Source organism: Leptolyngbya sp. UWPOB_LEPTO1 (assembly GCF_017302695.1).
In the GTDB taxonomy this organism is placed as follows: domain Bacteria; phylum Cyanobacteriota; class Cyanobacteriia; order Leptolyngbyales; family Leptolyngbyaceae; genus Leptolyngbya; species Leptolyngbya boryana.
Window position 1 is genome coordinate 444,283 of the sequence record NZ_JAFLCJ010000001.1, and the last position, 18,062, is coordinate 462,344.

An 18,062-nucleotide genomic window follows, 5' to 3' on the forward strand; every position below is an offset into this window, starting at 1 on the left:
TGATTGCGAGAATATCTTGAAGTCTAGAGATTTAAATGCGAAATTCTACGGATTCGTTACGAATTTCAACTGAGACCGGATTTACCGTAGAATCACGCTGTAATATGTTGCAATCTCTCACTCTCGAGACAAAAGTCGCATCAGTTTCACAAATTAGCTGCGAGTTTAAGCCATCAACTCCTCCGAAGTCTTACGGATAAAATGCTGCAATTAAAATCAGTTAGCGTATAATGCTGAGTTTAATCAATCGCAAATTGATCTCAAAGCGTCAAGTTGACTCAACAGTTACGCTAATGGTGCTCACTTGATGGTTTCTGTATCTATGTCACAGTTGTTCTCCATGTCACACTCTCAGCCCCCTCGACCTCCCGTGAAGCGAAAGCGCGGAATTATCCTTAGCACCCGAGGCTGGCAGCGCCTTCAAGCTGCTGAGCAGAGATCCGTCACTCAAGATAATTTTGGCAAGTCTTATACCCTGCAAGACCTGAGCGAACGCACTGCGCTGAGTCCGAATACGCTAGCACGGGTTCGCAGCCGCAAAGTGGCAGTCGATCAACAGACTTTAGAAAACTATTTTCGGGCGTTTGACTTGTTGCTCACGCCGGATGACTACACGGATTCGGAAACTGCAACGCTCAGTAACCGCCAGCATATTCTACTGAGTGGACAGCTTCCCGTCGATTCGCCATTTTACGTCTATCGTCCGCCGATCGAGAATATTTGCTACGAGTCTTTGCTCAAACCTGGAGCACTGGTTCGGATTCGCGCCCCGCGGCAGATGGGGAAGACTTCTCTAACGGCAAGAACACTGACTCAATTGAGAGAGCAACAGCAGTTTCTCACCACGATTACGAGTTTACAGTTGGCAGATGCGTCGGTTTTCCAGGACTTGAAGCGGTTTTTGCAGTGGTTTTGTGCGATCGTTACGCAGAATTTGGGACTGCCGAATCAGCTCGATCGCTACTGGGATGATCTGTTTGGGAACAGCTACAACTGCACGAACTATTTTGAAAGTTACGTGCTAGCAGAAATTAATGCCCCGATCGTGCTGGCTCTCGATGAAGTAGATGCGGTGTTTGACCATCCAGAAATTGCCACCGACTTCTTTGGGATGTTACGGGCTTGGTATGAAAAATCGCGCTACGGCGATGCGAAAAGCGAGCTTTGGCAGAAACTGCGATTAGTACTGGTGCATTCGACCGAAGTTTATGTGCCGCTCAACTTGAATCAATCTCCATTCAATGCCGGTTTAGCGATCGAACTTCCAACCTTAACGCTTGAAAATGTGATTGATTTAGCTCAACGCTACGGAATCGAGCAGGCAGAAGAAACCGCCGCAGCGCTCTTAAACCTGACTGGGGGCAATCCTTATCTGGTACAAGTCGGACTGCATCATCTCAGTACTCAGGTTGTCAGCCTTAACGAACTGCTCGAATCTGCTGCGACGAGCGATGGCGTTTATGCCAATCATCTGCGCAATTTACTGTGGGATTTACAAAAGTATCCAGAGTTAATGTCAGCCTTTAAGCGCATCGTTTTGGCAGATAGTGCGGTTGAATTGGAGCCGATTCTGGCATTTAAATTGCAGAGTAAGGGATTGGTCAAGATCAAAGACCCGATGATTCAGCCCAGTTGCCAACTGTATCGGACGTACTTTCAGCAAGCACTCACGACAACGTGACTCTTCAACTTCTCAATTTGCGCTATCAAGTCGGGGGCAGTTTGCCTCCAGATTCAGCCTGTTATGTGCAACGGCAAGCCGACCAAGACTTATATGAAGCGCTCTTAGCAGGAGAGTTCTGCTATGTGTTCAATTCTCGACAGATGGGCAAATCGAGTCTGCGGGTGCGATCGATGCAGCGACTACGAGAAGCAGGGATCGCGTGCTGTACAGTTGATATGACCGGAATCGGAGTGCAGCAGGTGAGTGCTGAACAGTGGTACGCCTCGATCGCGGCTTCGATTGTCAGCAGTTTTAATTTGCAGATTCAGTTTGGTCAGTGGTGGCGCGATCGAGCACATCTCACATTTGTCAATCGGCTGGAACTCTTGTTTGAAGAGGTGTTACTGAAGCAAGTACAGCAGAACATTGTGATTTTTATTGATGAGATCGACAGTGTGCTGGCACTGAAGTTTCCGGCAGATGATTTTTTTGCCTTGATTCGGGCGTGCTATGACCAGCGATCGGAAAAGCCCGCTTTTAATCGCTTAAGTTTTGCGCTCTTAGGAGTGACGACCCCCGCAGATTTGATCAGTAATAAACAACGTACACCGTTTAATATTGGGCGCGCGATCGAGTTAAGTGGGTTTCAATTTGCAGAAGCAACGCCATTGCTGGATGGACTGAGCCGGGTTGCAAAAAATCCAGAATCCGTGTTGCGACATATTCTGAACTGGACGGGGGGACAGCCTTTTCTGACTCAAAAGCTGTGCGATTTAGTCGTCCGAGAGGTCACAGACCATGATCCATTTGCGATCGAAGTGGCTCAGCCGATCCACATTTCAGAACTCACGTTAGAGCATTTGTTTCATCTGCGCGTGATCGAGAATTGGGAAGCGCAGGATCGCCCTGAGCATTTAAGAACGATTCGCGATCGCCTCTTGAGCAACGAAGATCAAACCGGGCGATTGCTTGAGCTATATCAGCAAATCTTACAGTCTCCAAAAATCCCCCACACGGAAGACTATCCCCTGTTTCAGCAGCGGCATCAAGGCATTGCGATCGATCATCGTTCTGAGCAAATTGCCCTCACGCTGTCTGGATTAGTAGAAAAAGTAGATGGATATTTACGCATCAAAAATCCAATTTACGAGGCAGTCTTTAATTCAAACTGGATCGACCGTCAGTTCGCCAAACTGCGTCCTTATTCAGAAGCTTTGAATCAGTGGAAGCAATCCATGTATCTGGATACATCGCGGTTGTTGCATGGACAAGCCTTGATTGATGCCAAAGAATGGTCAACCGGAAAGCGTTTAAGTGATGAAGATTATCGTTTTCTGACCGCGAGCCAAGCCTTTCAGGAAGAACGGTTGCGGCGCAGTCTCGAAGTCGATCGCGCTCAAGAGATCGCTGCCCGTCTACAGCTCGAACACCGTAACACACGACTCCAGCGACGACTGCTCGCACTCCTGAGCGCTGGACTTTTGACTTCAGTGATGCTCGGAACGGTTGCTTTTTTGCAATATCGCAGAGCCTCGCGCAACGAAGTGAATACCCTGACCAGTAACGCCGAACTGCTCTATATGATGGGCAAAGGGTTAGATGCAATGGTCGTCGCATTGCGGGCGCGTGAGAAAGTCAACGCTCTGAACTTACAGGATCAAACTACCCTCAGAGAAGTCGATCGCGTGTTGCGACAAGCCGTTTATACAGCCGCAGAGTCGAACCGATTTTCTGCGCATACGGGCAGCGTTCGCTGTGTCGCTTTTAGTCCCGATGGAGATTTTTTTGCGACCTGTTCTGAGGATCAAACGATCCGACTTTGGCATACCGATGGTGCGCCAGTGGCAACCTTAAAAGGACATAGAGGCGGCATTATAGCGGCGACGTTTAGCCCTGATGGCAAGCTGATTGCAACGGGAAGCGCAGACAATGCCGTGCGATTATGGAGCCATGATGGGTGGCAAGTCGATCGATTGCTCGGGCATCATGGCAGTGTGCAAAGCGTCGCTTTTAGTCCAGATAGTTCAGTGTTAGCGACAGCAAGTGCCGATCATACGGTTAAACTCTGGACACGATCTGGAGCCTTGATTCGCACGCTGATGGGGCATCAGAGTGGCGTGAATGCGGTTGCGTTCAGCCAAGATGGAGAAAGGCTTGTCACGGCGAGTAATGACCAAACGATTAAACTTTGGACAAGAGACGGGGTATTACTGAAAACTCTGACTGGACATCGCGATCCAGTGCTGAGCATTGCGTTTAGTCCAGAGGGTGAAGAATTCGCCTCTGTTAGCCTCGACGATACGATGCGAATCTGGACTCGAGACGGAAAATTGATTCGCACCATTCAGACGCAGAGTGATGGGTTGACGAGTTTGGCTTGGAGTCCAGATGGGCAAACGATCGCGACGGTCGGATTTGATAAAGCTCTGAAATTGTGGCGGCGCGATGGCATTTTGCTCAGAACATTACGGGGACATGAGCAGACGATTTGGAGTGTGGCATTCCGCCCGAATGGAGATTCGATCCTGACAGGGAGTGCCGATAAAACGGCTCGGCTTTGGCGAATTGCCAATGGATTGCTGACTCGGTTAGAGGGGCATACCAGCGATGTGAATCAAGTTGAATTTAGCCCCGATGGGCAGCAACTTGTGACGGCGAGTAAGGATCGATCGATTAAACTTTGGTCACCGGGGGGCAGTTTGATCCGGGAGTTGGTGCGGAATTTTGCCTGGAAATATGATGCGAAATTTAGTCCGAATGGAGAAGAGGTGCTATCGGCTGGTTTAAGCGGCTCCTTGCAGCGTTGGCGCTTGGCTCGCACAGTGAGCGCGCCGCTTTTAACACCGTCGGCAGAGGGGATTCAGAGTATTGCTTATAGTCCAAAAGGGGATTTGATCGCGGCAGGGGGACAGGATAAGCACCTGCGAATTTGGCAGAAGAATGGCAAGTTGGTGCGATCGCTGAAGGCTCACGAAGCTCCGATTCAAAAGGTGGCATTTAGTCGCGATCAGCAGATGGTTGCCACAGCGGGTGCTGAGGGAACGGTCAAGTTGTGGCAAGTCAAGAGTGGAAGATTGCGATCGACCTTAGTCGGGCATGAGGGAGATATTAGCGCGATCGCGTTTTCGGATTCGCTGATTGCGACAGGAAGTAGCGATCGCACCATTAAGCTGTGGCGATTTGATGGAACGTTGATTCGGACTTTAGAAGGGCATCAGGATAATGTGCTCGGTCTTGCTTTCAATCCCGATGGCAAGATTATTGCTTCTGCCAGTCTGGATAAAACCGTGCGGCTTTGGAAGGTAGAGGGTGCTCTAATTGCAACATTAAGCGCTCATACGGAGGGAGTTCGGAGTGTTGCGTTTCATCCGGATGGTGGCTTGTTAGCGTCTGCAAGTAACGATAATACGGTGATTTTGTGGAATCTCAATCAAGTGTTACAGACTGATCCTGAGATTGCGGCTTGTCGCTGGGTACAAGAGTATTTGGCAACGAACTCTGCACTTTCGGAAAGTGATCGATCGCTGTGTTGGACGATCGAGCCGAACAAATCTAGGTTCTAGCATCCTCTAGTTCATTCCATTGAGGTCATGGGAATCAGCAGAACCAGACTTGAGATCAATGGCATCCTACAGCTTACTGTTCCAATCCTCCACTCCCCAATTTGCTAAGCGTAGTCCAGAATACTATCCAAAACATAAAACAATTGAACAATAGCAGCATCAATTACTAGGCAATTTTCCTATGAGTCTTCTTGGTGAATCACAGGTTGCCGATCGCACTCAGGCAAGCCAGGACTATCCGCTTGCTGCTGTTCCCCTGAGCGATCGTAAGCCTATCTGGTCGCTAGCACCCTTGTTAATGGGATTCGCCCTCACTTCAACGACTTTGCTGGCGGGAGGAACATTAGGATCTTCTCTGCGCTTTGCAGACATGATCTGGGTCATGCTGATTGGGAATGCAGTACTGGGTGCATATTGTGCTGCATTGGCATATATTGCATCAAAAAGTGGTCTGAGTACCGTCTTAATGGCGAGATTTAGCTTTGGAGCAATTGGGTCACGGTGGGTCGATTTCATCCTCGGCTTTACTCAAATTGGTTGGTATGCAGTGACGAATGCCTTTATTGCACAGGCATTACTCAAACTCCTGAACTTACCTCCGACTTGGGAATGGCTAGGGATTATCTTTTTTACCTATGCCTTCTGTATCACAGCGTATATGGGCTATACGGCAATGGATTGGCTGAGCCGCTTAGCAGTGCCAGCGATGTTGATGCTGATTGCGCTCAGTTTGACCCTGGGATTCCGGGATGCAGGTGATTTATTTGCGCTAGCTCCCACAAAGTCGCTTGGGATGAATGAAGCGATCGCAATTGTGATCGCCACGTTTATTTCAGGTGGAACCCAAGCAACGAACTGGAGCCGATTCGCAGATTCAACGAAGAATGCAGTTTGGAGTACATGGGCTGCATTTTTCTTTATCAATGGACTCCTCATCTTTACAGGCGCATTCTGCACCTTAGTCTATGGCACAAACGACTTAATTGAAGCGATGGCAAAACAAGGGCTACTGCTTGGGGGCTTAGTCTTGCTGATTCTGAATGTTTGGACAACGCAAGACAACACGATTTATGCCTTCTCGATTGCTGGAAGTAACTTTTTTCGCACCTCAAAGCGCACGGCGTTTGTTCTCGGTGGCTCAACTCTTGCTTTAGCCCTAGCATTAGGGGGCATCTATGGAAAAATAATTCCATTTCTGCTCTTTCTGGGAACCGTCATTCCTCCAGTGGGCGGCATTATCATGGCAGACTACTGGTTGTGTCGAGGCAGCAGATTTCCATCGCTCGATACTCAACTGCCAGCTTTTAACTGGGCAGGCATCATTGCTTACATCGTTGCATCTGCGATCGCGTACTTCTCAGGCTTAGCCGGAGTAGGCGTTGCACCGATCAATGGTGTGATTTCAGCAGCAATTCTTTATGTGATTCTGAGCCGTATTCTTCCGAACTCGATGCATGTATAACCTGAGTGAATTCCAAAGTCGAAAACTTTTTCAGAAAACGCAATAAATTATTGATAAAGTTTGCTGTAGACTTTGGACTTCACGTAGGACTAGACGAGATGGCGGCTCATGGTCTTGAATTGGAAGCTCGTGTGCAAGCTTTCAAGCAACAGATTCAAGAATTTCAGCACTATTTAGATACAGTTTCTAACGCAAATCAGCCGTTGATTGAGCGATCGCTGACCAAGATTTTGACGCAGTTGGATACATTGGTTGAGCCGAATCCTGTCGCGCTAGACATCTCGCGAACCATTGAAGAACAATGGTCAACCCTGAGTACTTGTCTGCCTTTTGGCATCTTTAGCACGGATGCGCAAGGACGATGTACCTACATCAATCCCCGTTGCCAAGAAATGATCGGCTACATGCTAGAAGAAAAGCTAGGAGAAGGCTGGTGCGATTTTCTGCATCCTGAAGATTGCGATCGCGTTCTCTTGGCTTGGACAGAGGCAATTTCCAAAGGCATTCCCTACACAAATCAGTTTAGAGTGATCACGCCACAAAAAGAGACGTGTTGGCTCTCGGTTCGCACCACCCCCACTTTTTCAGACGCCGGAACCGTACAGGGACATCTTGGAACGATCGAAGATATTACTGCACAAAAATTAGCAGAAGAACAAATCAAACTCTCTCTACGAGAGAAAGAAGCGCTACTCAAAGAAATTCATCATCGGGTCAAAAATAATCTTCAAATTATCTCCAGCTTGATTTACTTGCAGGCACAGCGCATCGAAGATCCAGAAGTACGACAAATCTTTGAAGATAGCCAAAGTCGAATTAGCTCAATGGCGTTAGTGCATGATAGTTTGTATCGGTCTCAAGACTTTGCGCGAGTTAATCTTTCTGAATATGTGCAAACCCTGACATCGAGCCTATTTAATGCTTACCGGACGCAACCTGAAGAAATTCATCTCATCGTTCAAGTCGATCCTGATGTGATTGTCAGCTTAGAAAAAGCGATTCCTTGCGGTTTAATTCTGAATGAACTGATGACGAATGCCTTAAAGCATGGGTTTAATGGTGAGGAAACCGGAGAGGTGGCGGTCAAACTCGAAACCCATTCTTCTCAAGTTTTTCTAATGGTAGAAAACAGCGGAAATAATCTACCTGAAAGTTTCCAATTGCAAAAAATTCGTTCAATGGGTCTGCGACTTGTGAATGCTCTTGTCAATCAAATTGATGGACAACTTAGCGTTGAAAATGCTCAGAAAACCCGATTTAAAGTAGAATTTAATGCGGCTTAAATATTTGCTGAAATAAATGCGCCACAGCCTACAATGATGGGAATTTAGTGAGCGAGTGGAACATTGAAAGCAGCAAGAATTCTCGTTGTGGAAGATGAAAGCGTAGTGGCTTGGCATGTGCAAGAAGCGTTGCAGAGCTTGGGTCATGAAGTCATTGCGATCGCTACAACTGCTCGCCAAGCGATCGATATTGCCAGATCCCATCACCCAGATCTGGTGTTAATGGACATCTGTTTACAAGGAAAAAATGATGGGGTATACGCTGCCGAAGAACTCTATCTGAAACTGAATGTTCCTGTTGTCTTTCTGACTGCACATTCTGATGAACAGACGCTCGGATATGCGATGAAGACTTCTCCTTTTGGATATCTCGTCAAGCCCTTCAAAGACGCAGATCTACATTTAGCGATTCAGGTTGCTTTACAGCGGTATCGCTTGGAAGCGGCAATCAAAGCAACTCAGCGCTGGTATGCTACAACTTTAGTCAGTATCGGAGATGCAACGATTGCGACCGATGTCGATGGATTTATTACCTTTATGAATCCTGCGGCGGAATTTTTTACAGGATGGACACAAGAACAAGCCCTGGGGGAATTTGCAGGTCGTGTTTTAAACTTAGTGCATGAAGAGACAGGTGAAGCGATCGACAATCCGATTTTGGCAGCGCTGTGTCGGGGTGATACGATCACCTTACCGAGTCGTGCTGCTTTACGATCGCGAGATGGAACGGAACGACCCGTTGGCGATAGTGCCTCCCCGATTCGGGATCGAGATGGAGCGATTATCGGTGGCGTTATGGTGTTTCAAGATATGAGCGATCGTCGCCAACGCGAATCGAAACTTGATGCCCAGCGGCAGATTTTAGAAGCAACCCAGAGTTTGCTGACACAGCAGTTAAAATCTCGCACGGAGCAACTGCATTTCTCGATCGCGGCAGATCGATTGCGACGGCATCTTCTGGAGCAGTGCCACACAGAGCGCAGCGATTTTCTGCAATGGATGCTGCAAGAAGTGGTTACCATTCTCAAAGCCGAGCGAGGTTGGATCGCGTTCTACGATTCTGCCGCAACTGTGGCAACGATCATTGGCGAATTTAATCTGCAAGAGACCGATGTGCGCTCACGGCTGCAAGAGACGATCGAGATTGCAGAATTTCCTGCGTTTTACTTGCAACTGTTCAGACAGCAGTGCTGGGTTTGCCCACCGCCTGAAGTGATTCCTCCAGTTTATGCCACTGCGAATCCTTTGATCGTCTGCCCGATTCAAGGTAAGCCAACTGCGATCGGCGAGATTGGACTCGTTTTACCCGAAGGAACTTTGTGGACAGATTACAAAGCTGATTTGATCGGAGAGATTGTTACTCAAGTTGTCCAAGCGTATCAAACCGAACAGCAAACTCGAACCGCCCAAGCAAAAGTGCGGGAATTAGAGCATTTAAAAACGCTGCAAGATGACTTTATCGAGGCGCTTTCTCACGAGTTGCGCACTCCTTTGACGAATATGCGGATGGCGATCGAGTTGATGCAGCGCATGGTCGAACAAGGGCAAAATCTAGAAAATCCCAATCCTCAGCATCAGCGACTCGAACAATACTTGAAAATTCTCCAGCAAGAATGGCATGAAAGTTATAATCTCGTGACCGATTTGCTGGTGTTTCAAACTGCATCTGCTACGAACAATACTCTGCCGATGAGTGAGATTCATTTGCAAAATTGGCTCGCGATCGTGCTCGATCGGTTTGCCAGCCAAACGGGAATTGCCGTGCAGCTTGTTCCCGCTTCAGAAATGCTTCCGAATATTTGGGTTCACTTACCGACGTTGGAGAAAATCTTGTCGCAGATGTTGGCGCACTTACATCATGCCAATCCTGCATTAGTGATCCAACTGCAGACTTCCGCAACTGAAACCGCACTGCATCTGTCGGCAAGCTGCCAAGCCGAGGAGGGTGTCTCTCAACGCCAGCAGAATGTTTCGAGTTTGCGGTTGGCGTTGCTGAGAAGATTCGCGATCGAGCTAAATGCCAAAATCGAGTTAGACCAGCAATCCGGAAGTACAACTTTGACCTTGAGCTTACCCATTCGAGCCGAATAAAGCCTTAAAATCCTCAGATTGGTTTAATTTGTGCCCTATGACTTTTTTGGCTCCTTGGATTTGGCGATCGCTGCCCCTGAACGAACGCACAGGCTCAGAAGTCTTTGCCGCTGGTTTTCTGAATCACGAAATTGCGACACTGCTCGAAAGTCCTTATCCTGCCTCCTCGGATTATCCGCAGCTAGGACGATTTTCGATTTGTGCAGGTGCGCCTCGCCAAGTTTGGACTCCGAGCATTGGTGAAATTCTGCCGTTTCTCAGCGATCTGATTCAACAACAATCCAATTCAGCCGAACCTGAGCATTTGCCGTTTACTGGGGGTTGGCTCGGCTGGCTTGGGTACGACTTAGCTTGGGAAATTGAAAAGCTACCGCATTTAAAAGATGACAAATTGCCGTTTCCAGTCGCGTTTTGGTACGAGCCAGACTGCTTTGCTGTGCTAGATCATGAGCAACAAACCCTTTGGCTTGCAGCACGGAGTGAAGCTCAGTTAGATCAGCTTGAACAATCTACGCAACAATCTAATTCATCCAATCAGGGTGAGATGGCACAAACGGGGACTGCATTTCAGACTGAGTTTTGCATGAGTCAGACGGAGTACGAAGCGATCGTCCTCAAAGCAAAACAGCACATTCAAGCAGGCGATATCTTTCAGGCAAATTTGTCTTTGCGATTTGAGGCAAAAACAACAGCAGAGAGTTGGAGCATTTATCGCGCGCTGCAATCGATTAATCCCTCGCCGTTCTCAAGCTATTGGAAAACTCCTTGGGGGGATGTGATTAGTTGTTCTCCGGAGCGATTAGTAAAGTTGAGCGATCGCATTGCAGAAACTCGCCCGATCGCTGGAACTCGTCCAAGAGGGCTGAGCATTGAACAAGATCATCAATTTGAGCAAGACCTGTTAGACAACACGAAAGAACGTGCCGAACATATTATGCTCGTTGACCTGGAGCGTAATGATTTAGGTCGCGTGTGTGAGTGGGGTACGGTAGAGGTAGATGAGCTACTTGTGATTGAGCGATACAGCCATGTGATGCACTTAGTTAGTAATGTCGTGGGCACAGTGCGATCGCAGTTTACACCGATTGATGTGATCCGCGCTTTGTTTCCAGGTGGAACGATTACGGGATGCCCGAAAGTGCGCTGTATGGAGATCGTAGAAGCATTAGAACCTGTGCGGCGTAGTTTGTTTTATGGATCTTGTGGGTTTCTCGATCGACGTGGAAATTTGGATTTGAATATTTTGATTCGCACGTTGTTGTATGCAAAATCGGGAGAGGTCGCAACAGTTTGGGGACAAGTTGGGGCGGGAATTGTTGCCGATAGTGATCCGGAGAAAGAATGGTTTGAGTCGTTGCAGAAGGCACGGGCACAGTTAGCAGCTTTGGGTCATTGACCTAGGCAATACGGAATTGCGTGGCAATGAATAGGTGCTGTGTGTGGTGAGGGGCTACACCTCGGATTGGGTAAATTGCTCATCAGTCATTGACACGAGAAGGGGCAAGTGAATGATAAAGGTTGCTCCCTGTTCCTCTCCAGCGCTTTCTGCCTGGATCGTTCCCCCGTGCAGGTTAACGATGTGATGCGCGATCGCTAACCCGACCCCTAAGCCTTTTGTTGCATCGGAAGGTCTTGCTTGACGAAAGCGATCGAAGACATGGGGCAGAAAGTCAGCCGCAATTCCAATCCCAGTATCCCTGACTCGAATTTCAGCTTGGTCAAGCAGGGTTGATAGTTCGACGGTCACGCTGCCACCCTCGGGGGTAAATTTAATCGCATTTGTCAGCAGATTACAGAAAACTTGCTGGAGACGATCAAGATCGCCCATCACTTGCACATCGTAATCGGGTTGAGATTGCCAAACTAAATCGATGGTTTTAGCTTCAGCCGTTTGAACAACGGTAGCAATCACAGTTTCTAAGATCGATGTCAGTTCGACAGGCTGAGGATTGAGGCGCAGTTTGCCAACCGTAATCCGGGAAATATCGAGCAAGTCTTGTACTAAAGCAGCTTGTACAGTCGCATTGCGCTCAATCGTATCTAAGGCCTTGGTCAAAATCGCTGGACTGGGTGGAGTCGATCGTAAGAGCCGCGTCCAGCCTAGAATCGAGACTAGTGGCGTGTTGAGTTCGTGGGAAACGGTCGAGAGCAGTTCATCCCGACTTTGGATTGTGCTTCTTGCCTCACGCAGCGCTGTAGTGCGGAGTTGGGCGATTTGCAGATGAGCATTGACACGAGAGATAAGTTCTTGTGCTGAGAAGGGTTTGATCAGATAGTCGTCGGCTCCGGCTTCGAGTCCTTCTACGATCGCTTCTTCACCTGCACGCGCCGAGAGCAGAAGGATCGGAATTTCTCTAGTTTGGGGATTTGCGCGTAACGTTTGCAGCAACCCAAAGCCATCCAATCCAGGCATCATTACATCCGTTAGGACCAGATCAGGCAGTTGCCTTTGAATCGCTGCCAGAGCAGAAACGCCGTCAGCAACTGCTTCTACTTGAACCGATTCGCTCAAAATGCGCGTCAGGTAATCCCTCATGTCTGCGTTGTCATCGACTAAAAGAACCCGTGCATTCGAGGAATCTGGAAGCGGTTGAGGATGCGCGCTGCTCCGCAGATACCGCAAGGGTCGCCAAAGTTCAGCTTCTTGCACATAAGGCGTTGCCCCGATTGTGATCGAGGGGAGAAATTGCGAGGCTTTGATGCGATCGGGCGGCAAATGCTCGGAACCAAACGGAAGAGAAATCGTAAAACAACTGCCTTGTCCGAGCGTACTGCTGACGTGAATCGTTCCGCCTTGGAGTTGGACGAGTTCATGCACCAGGGCTAGACCGATTCCAGAGCCTTCTTGCGATCGCGCCTGGACCCCTCGGACTTGATGAAATCGCTCAAACACATGCGGCAGTTCTTCCGGTGCAATGCCACTTCCCGTATCTTCAATCTCCAGAATGACGTGATGATTAATCGGATGCAGTCTGACGATGATTTCGCCTGCTAGGGTGAATTTGAACGCATTCGAGATCAGATTGAGTACGATTTTTTCCCACATTTCGCGATCGACATAGACCGCTTCGGGTAACGGTAGACAATCGATCGTCAATCGGAGTCCGGCTTGCTCGATCGCGGATCGGAACACACTCGCAAGATCTGCCGTAAACTGAGACAGATCAGTTGGCTCATAACTCGCTTCCATTCGACCCGCTTCGATGCGAGAGAAATCGAGCAAGGTATTCACCAGTTTCAAGAGACGAAGACTATTGCGCTGAGAGAGTTCTAGTCGTTCTCGGTGAAGCGGTGAAAGCTCACGATCGCTCAATACATCCTGCAACGGATTCAGCAACAGCGTCAGTGGGGTGCGAAATTCGTGGCTGATGTTGCTAAAGAAAAGGGTTTTAGCGCGATCGAGTTCTGCCAGAGATTCGGCTCGTTGGCTTTCTTGTTCACGGGCAGATTGTTCTCGCACGCGCTGAAGTTCCGATTCACGTAGGGCTGCCTCGGCGTAGGCACGCTCCACCGCTGCCCACGTGCGCTCTGCCGTTTCCTGCACCAGATCGATGTCTTTCTCGGTCCACTGGCGCGCTTGCCCGTGCTGAATCCCTAAGTTGGCGACCCAGCGACCCGCTTTGATGAGCGGAACACCGACGCTTGCGTACACATCGAACGCGATGAACGCTGCCCGTGCCGCTTCGCTCAACCGCTCGTCCGCAGCCATATTCTCGACGACGAACGTCTCGCCCGCGCGCAGCTGCTCGCTCACCGTGCCGAAATCGCTTGTCGGAAAACGCCCGACGAGTGCCGGATACTCCCCGTGTACGTAGTTGGCTGGGATACTATACGTCTCCCCATCGTCGTCAATTTCGGCATACATCACGCGGTCAACCTGCAAATGTTCACCGAGAACGCGCATCGCTACACGTTGAATTTCAATGGGGTCTGCCAGCGATCGCAACGCATCCGACAATTTCACCCGAAACCCATCCATCTCGGCAGCGCTACGCAATTGTTCTTCTGCGCGTTTGAGTTCGGTGATATCGTTAAACACCACGGCAAGTTGGCGGCTCCCTTCACCGCCAATCCGTGAAGCATAGACGGTATACCAACGGTCAACGGATGCTGTGTAGTATTCGATACGCCTCCCTCTGCCAGACAACACGACATCACTATAGAAGTCAAGCCACTGCTGTTCAAAATTGGGGGAGATTTCCAACAGCGTCTTGCCGATTGCATCGGTTAAGCCGGTTTGTTGCTCCCAGGCTGGATTCGTTTCCACAATCCGAAAGTCGGCGGCATGACCTGACTCATCAGGAATCATTTCCAGCAGGTTAAAGCCTTCGTCAATTGATGTGAATAGCGATCGATATTTTGCTTCCGATTCCCGCAGGGCTGCCTCAGAGCGTTGGCGATCGTCTTCTATACACTTGCGATCGCTGATATCATAAGAAACCACCAGCACCGCATAGATTTCGTCATTTTCATCCCGAAGCGGTGTTCCCCGCGAGATGTAAGTGCGATCGTGGGCGTTGTGTTCATGCTCAAATGGCTCACCTGCTAGAGCTTGACGGTACATCGGCTCGTAACTTGTAGCGAGATCGGGTGGCAGTGCCTCAAAAATTGTGTACCCAACCAAATCTTCGGGTTTGAATCCGGCAGATGCCAGCGCTTCTCCTTCTGCCAGCAAATAACGCAAGTCGCGATCGACTACAAACGCCGCCCCTCCCGGAAGATTTGCGATCAAAGCCCGCGATAGCGCTTCGGTCGTCAAAACAGGATTTGGCAGAGCAGTTTCGGACTTGGGGCGTTGCATGGTGCTGGTTACTCCTGCACTTGAGGATTTGACTTAAATTTGAGCCGCACTGAATATCGAAACGATTGAGGGGCGATCGTCATACTGGGGTTGCCTCGATCGGGATGCAATTTCAAAGTGAGTTCAAAGCAGACTGCTTTGGATTTCTTCCAAGATTGATCGCTCAGCAAAATGCAGGCGAATATCAAAGTCATACAAATCTTATTCTGGGCTGGATGCTTGTCTTGCAAGTTGAGCCACCATTCTCACCCACTCGCTCGGTTGAACCAATTTGTGTAAATGGGCTTCAAATCCAGCCGCGATCGCTTTTGCTTTATCCTCATCTAAATAAGCTGTAATGGCAGCCGCAGGAAGATGTCCCCCTTGCTCGGCTTCTCGTTCGCGAATTCGCCGAATTAAGCTATAACCATCCTCACCCGGCATCCGAAGATCACTGATCAACACATCTGGACGAAATCGTTCTAATTCTTCTAAAGCTGCTGCTGCACTTGCGACTGTCCTGACTCCGATGCCGTGTGTCTCCAGCACCATCGTCACAAATTCCCGGACATCCATATCATCATCGACGACTAGCACCTGTAAGCCGTCGAGTGGTTGAGGGAGCTGCGAAGCAACCGATGTTCTCGCAACCAACGAGGCAAGCGCTGCCTGAGATTGGCTCAAGTTGTACACACCAATTCTCAACCGTTCAATCCGCCCCTCGATATCCCGAGCGATTGCCACCTGAAACTCCGTCAAAATGGGTTCGCTATCCCGAGGACACAAGCGCGTGTGCCAAGTCTGGATGCCCTCGCTTTGAGACAGGCGATTGAGATGAGTCCGAAAGGAGGGGCGATCTTTCTCTGCCACAAACACCGCGAGTGGTTTGTTAATCAGGTAGCTATGGGGCACATTCAGGAGTTGAGTGATCGCTTGATTTGCGTCCAGCATCAAGCCGTTAGCATCTGTGATCAATGAAGCGATCGGGAAAAACTGAAATAGATCTTGATAGTACTGCTGCCGCTGAAATAGTTCGGCTTCAACTTCCTCGATTGTCTCCAAACTCGTCTGCATCTGCTCATAGATCACCTGTAGATCCTCAAGCGCTGCGTCAACTTCCCCCCATCTTGCTGCATCTTCCCCTAGCCGTGCTGCAATTTGCTGTCGAATGACTTGAAAATGCCGCCTGATTTGCTCATCGCTCATAATCGATACTCGGTAATCGTGCTTGTCTGTAGGCAAATGACGGGTCGTATTTGTTGAAGAGGTTCCAAGCACAGAAAACGTCTTCTATTTTTGTCCGTTAACAACGGCAAAATTACTGCAACCGTGACTGTTATTGTAGTAGATTCGCATCGATCCTAAGCCCACTCTACAGAGTGAAACCATCGCATTAAGCCACAAGTATTCGTCAATAAAGCTACCTTGCTCATCAGCTTTCGATCGATGAAATCAGCGATACGGACTATGGCAAAAAGCGCGAGAGTAAAGGGCTACTTTGATTCGCACCTGGCACTTTTGTAAATATTTTGCATTGCCGATTCATCGGCGTGAACAGCGATCGTTCAGCAGCAGTGACCAAGTTCTCTACAGAGCCGAGCAGCAGCAATCCATTTTCCTCCAAACTCAGATAAAAGCTGACCAATGCTTGAAGTTGAGCTACTTCTGTGAAATAGATGAACAGATTGCGACAAACTAGCAGATCGATGTGAGGTAAAGGCGGATCTTGAATCAGATTATGAACGTGAAAGTCGATCGAAGGGAACAAATCCTTTCGCCAGCAGTAACCATCGTTTCTGCGCTCAAAATACTGTTCTTGTAGGGTAGGCGGAACGAGTTCAATTTTATGAGCGGCATAATGACCTTGACGAGCTTGCAGAATTGCATCGGGATCAACATCCGTTCCATAAATCTGCACCCGCTGTTGAAACGCTTCTACGCCCAAAGCCTCAATGAAAAGCATTGCCAACGAATAGGTTTCTTCTCCTGACGCGCATCCTGCACTCCAGACCCGAATTGGAGCATTAGGTGCTTTACTGGCGAGCATCTGTAAAATAATCTGATCTGCGAGGTAGTCCCACAGTAAAGGGTCGCGAAAGAAATAAGTGTAGTTAATATAAATCGTTTCTAGGAGGCATTCGATCTCATCCGGTTGCTGCTGCAAATAATCAAAATAGCCCTGATAGTTCCCCGACCCAATTTGCTGCATTCGTACCTGTGTTCGACGCATCAAAGTAGAACGTTTGTAGCCTGTGAGATCAATTTGATGAACTTGGTTGAGATAAATCAGCAAGTCTTCTAATTGGGTCATTGTCAGGGGTGGAGAGGCACCACTCGCAGAATGAATAGTTAGCATGAATAAGGAACTACACTTTTAGGTTGATGAACTAGAAAGCGTTGAGACGTAGAACTCGATTTTTGAAAAACTGGAAAGATTGCGATCGCGCTTTGACAGTCGTTGTTGTGTTTTACCGTTCTAGACAGCAATGATTCAATTACAGCCTGCTGCTTTTTAGCTTAGTCAACTTTCAATAAAAGCAACAGGAAAATAGAGAATCTTAACCGTAGAATTGGCTGAAAGATAGCAATCACTACTTTTTGATAGAAAATGATTGCTCTGTAAATAGCCGCATCGATTCCCAGTTCCAATCTTTTTTGCGAAATGAATAACCTCAAATTGCCAGTCGATCGGATACCAATTTAGTCTGATGTCTCAATCAGCGAAATATGGTGTACTAAGTTCGTCAACCTCATCTGAGGATGGTGCTCATGTCTTCACACCAAAGTCGCTCGATAACTGCGCCCCCACACCAATCCCTAAATGGCATCCAAATTCTGCTCGTCGAGGATGAACTGGATATTGCTGATTTACTCCTAGTCATATTCCAAGGTGCAGGTGCGACAGTCAGACTGTGCATGGAAGCCGAATCTGTACTAGCGGTATTAGAAACCTTTCAGCCTGACATTTTAGTCGCCAACATCAAATTACCATCGCATGATGGAATCTGGTTAATTCAACAGATCCGCAACCATCCACGTCCAGAGATTCACTTTCTTCCAGCAGTGGGTGTAACCTCTTACCATCGAGATGTTCATGCTGATGCTGCACTCGCGGCTGGATTTGATTATTTTTTATCCAAATTAGACTCGCCGAATGCGATCGTTGATACTATTTCTACGCTCGCGACATCACCGCGTTAACTGAGCCTCAGAAGCCAGG

General features: G+C 48.5%; 11 protein-coding genes. 7 read left to right on the plus strand and 4 right to left on the minus strand.

Annotated features, from left to right (window positions below; all coding sequences use genetic code 11):
- Positions 1–340: 340 nt before the first annotated feature.
- The 6 genes from J0L70_RS01955 (at position 341) to J0L70_RS01980 (ending at position 11,458) form a co-directional block, all read left to right on the plus strand.
- Positions 341–1,681, plus strand: coding sequence for an AAA-like domain-containing protein (locus J0L70_RS01955; RefSeq protein WP_017290382.1), 1,341 nt, complete (start codon positions 341–343; stop codon positions 1,679–1,681).
- Positions 1,678–5,226 carry a WD40 domain-containing protein gene (locus tag J0L70_RS01960; RefSeq protein ID WP_287452863.1) on the plus strand — a complete coding sequence of 1,183 codons (3,549 nt, stop codon included), beginning with the start codon at positions 1,678–1,680 and terminating at the stop codon, positions 5,224–5,226. The genes J0L70_RS01955 and J0L70_RS01960 overlap by 4 nt, the downstream gene beginning before the upstream one ends.
- 181 nt (positions 5,227–5,407) lie before the next feature.
- Complete coding sequence (codB, locus tag J0L70_RS01965; protein WP_017290380.1) at positions 5,408–6,688, plus strand: cytosine permease; 1,281 nt, start codon at positions 5,408–5,410, stop codon at positions 6,686–6,688.
- Positions 6,689–6,786: 98 nt separating this feature from the next.
- Positions 6,787–7,971 (plus strand): sensor histidine kinase, encoded by a 1,185-nt coding sequence (locus J0L70_RS01970; protein WP_017290379.1) that lies wholly within the window; start codon positions 6,787–6,789, stop codon positions 7,969–7,971.
- Positions 7,972–8,034: 63 nt separating this feature from the next.
- On the plus strand, positions 8,035–10,062 hold the full coding sequence (locus tag J0L70_RS01975) for a response regulator (RefSeq protein WP_287452866.1): 2,028 nt from the start codon (positions 8,035–8,037) through the stop codon (positions 10,060–10,062).
- A gap of 37 nt (positions 10,063–10,099) precedes the next feature.
- Positions 10,100–11,458 (plus strand): anthranilate synthase component I, encoded by a 1,359-nt coding sequence (locus tag J0L70_RS01980; RefSeq protein WP_017290377.1) that lies wholly within the window; start codon positions 10,100–10,102, stop codon positions 11,456–11,458.
- A gap of 54 nt (positions 11,459–11,512) precedes the next feature.
- On the opposite strand, the gene J0L70_RS01985 is transcribed toward J0L70_RS01980, so the two are convergent.
- The 4 genes from J0L70_RS01985 to J0L70_RS02000 form a co-directional block, all read right to left on the minus strand.
- Entirely contained in the window at positions 11,513–14,863 is a 3,351-nt protein-coding gene (locus J0L70_RS01985; RefSeq protein WP_287452867.1) for an ATP-binding protein, read from the minus strand.
- Between the two features lie 8 nt (positions 14,864–14,871).
- Positions 14,872–15,057 (minus strand): hypothetical protein, encoded by a 186-nt coding sequence (locus J0L70_RS01990; RefSeq protein ID WP_287452868.1) that lies wholly within the window; start codon positions 15,055–15,057, stop codon positions 14,872–14,874.
- Between the two features lie 7 nt (positions 15,058–15,064).
- The gene (locus tag J0L70_RS01995) at positions 15,065–16,048 is read right to left on the minus strand and encodes a response regulator (protein WP_287452869.1); all 984 of its coding nucleotides are present in this window, start codon (positions 16,046–16,048) and stop codon (positions 15,065–15,067) included.
- A 259-nt stretch (positions 16,049–16,307) separates the two neighbouring features.
- Positions 16,308–17,153: a CheR family methyltransferase gene (locus tag J0L70_RS02000; protein ID WP_287452870.1), complete on the minus strand. Its 846-nt coding sequence runs from the start codon at positions 17,151–17,153 to the stop codon at positions 16,308–16,310.
- Between the two features lie 458 nt (positions 17,154–17,611).
- Here J0L70_RS02000 and J0L70_RS02005 point away from each other — a divergent pair, with 458 nt between their 5' ends.
- Positions 17,612–18,043 carry a response regulator gene (locus J0L70_RS02005; protein WP_287452871.1) on the plus strand — a complete coding sequence of 144 codons (432 nt, stop codon included), beginning with the start codon at positions 17,612–17,614 and terminating at the stop codon, positions 18,041–18,043.
- Positions 18,044–18,062 lie beyond the last annotated feature (19 nt).

Coding starts and splice junctions, on each gene's coding strand:
- J0L70_RS01955 (WP_017290382.1), top strand. CDS start 341: ATGTCACACTCTCAGCCCCCTCGACCTCCCGTGAAGCGAAAGCGCGGA.
- codB (WP_017290380.1), top strand. CDS start 5,408: ATGAGTCTTCTTGGTGAATCACAGGTTGCCGATCGCACTCAGGCAAGC.
- J0L70_RS01970 (WP_017290379.1), top strand. CDS start 6,787: ATGGCGGCTCATGGTCTTGAATTGGAAGCTCGTGTGCAAGCTTTCAAG.
- J0L70_RS01980 (WP_017290377.1), top strand. CDS start 10,100: ATGACTTTTTTGGCTCCTTGGATTTGGCGATCGCTGCCCCTGAACGAA.
- J0L70_RS01985 (WP_287452867.1), bottom strand. CDS start 14,863: ATGCAACGCCCCAAGTCCGAAACTGCTCTGCCAAATCCTGTTTTGACG.
- J0L70_RS01990 (WP_287452868.1), bottom strand. CDS start 15,057: ATGACTTTGATATTCGCCTGCATTTTGCTGAGCGATCAATCTTGGAAG.
- J0L70_RS01995 (WP_287452869.1), bottom strand. CDS start 16,048: ATGAGCGATGAGCAAATCAGGCGGCATTTTCAAGTCATTCGACAGCAA.
- J0L70_RS02000 (WP_287452870.1), bottom strand. CDS start 17,153: ATGACCCAATTAGAAGACTTGCTGATTTATCTCAACCAAGTTCATCAA.
- J0L70_RS02005 (WP_287452871.1), top strand. CDS start 17,612: ATGTCTTCACACCAAAGTCGCTCGATAACTGCGCCCCCACACCAATCC.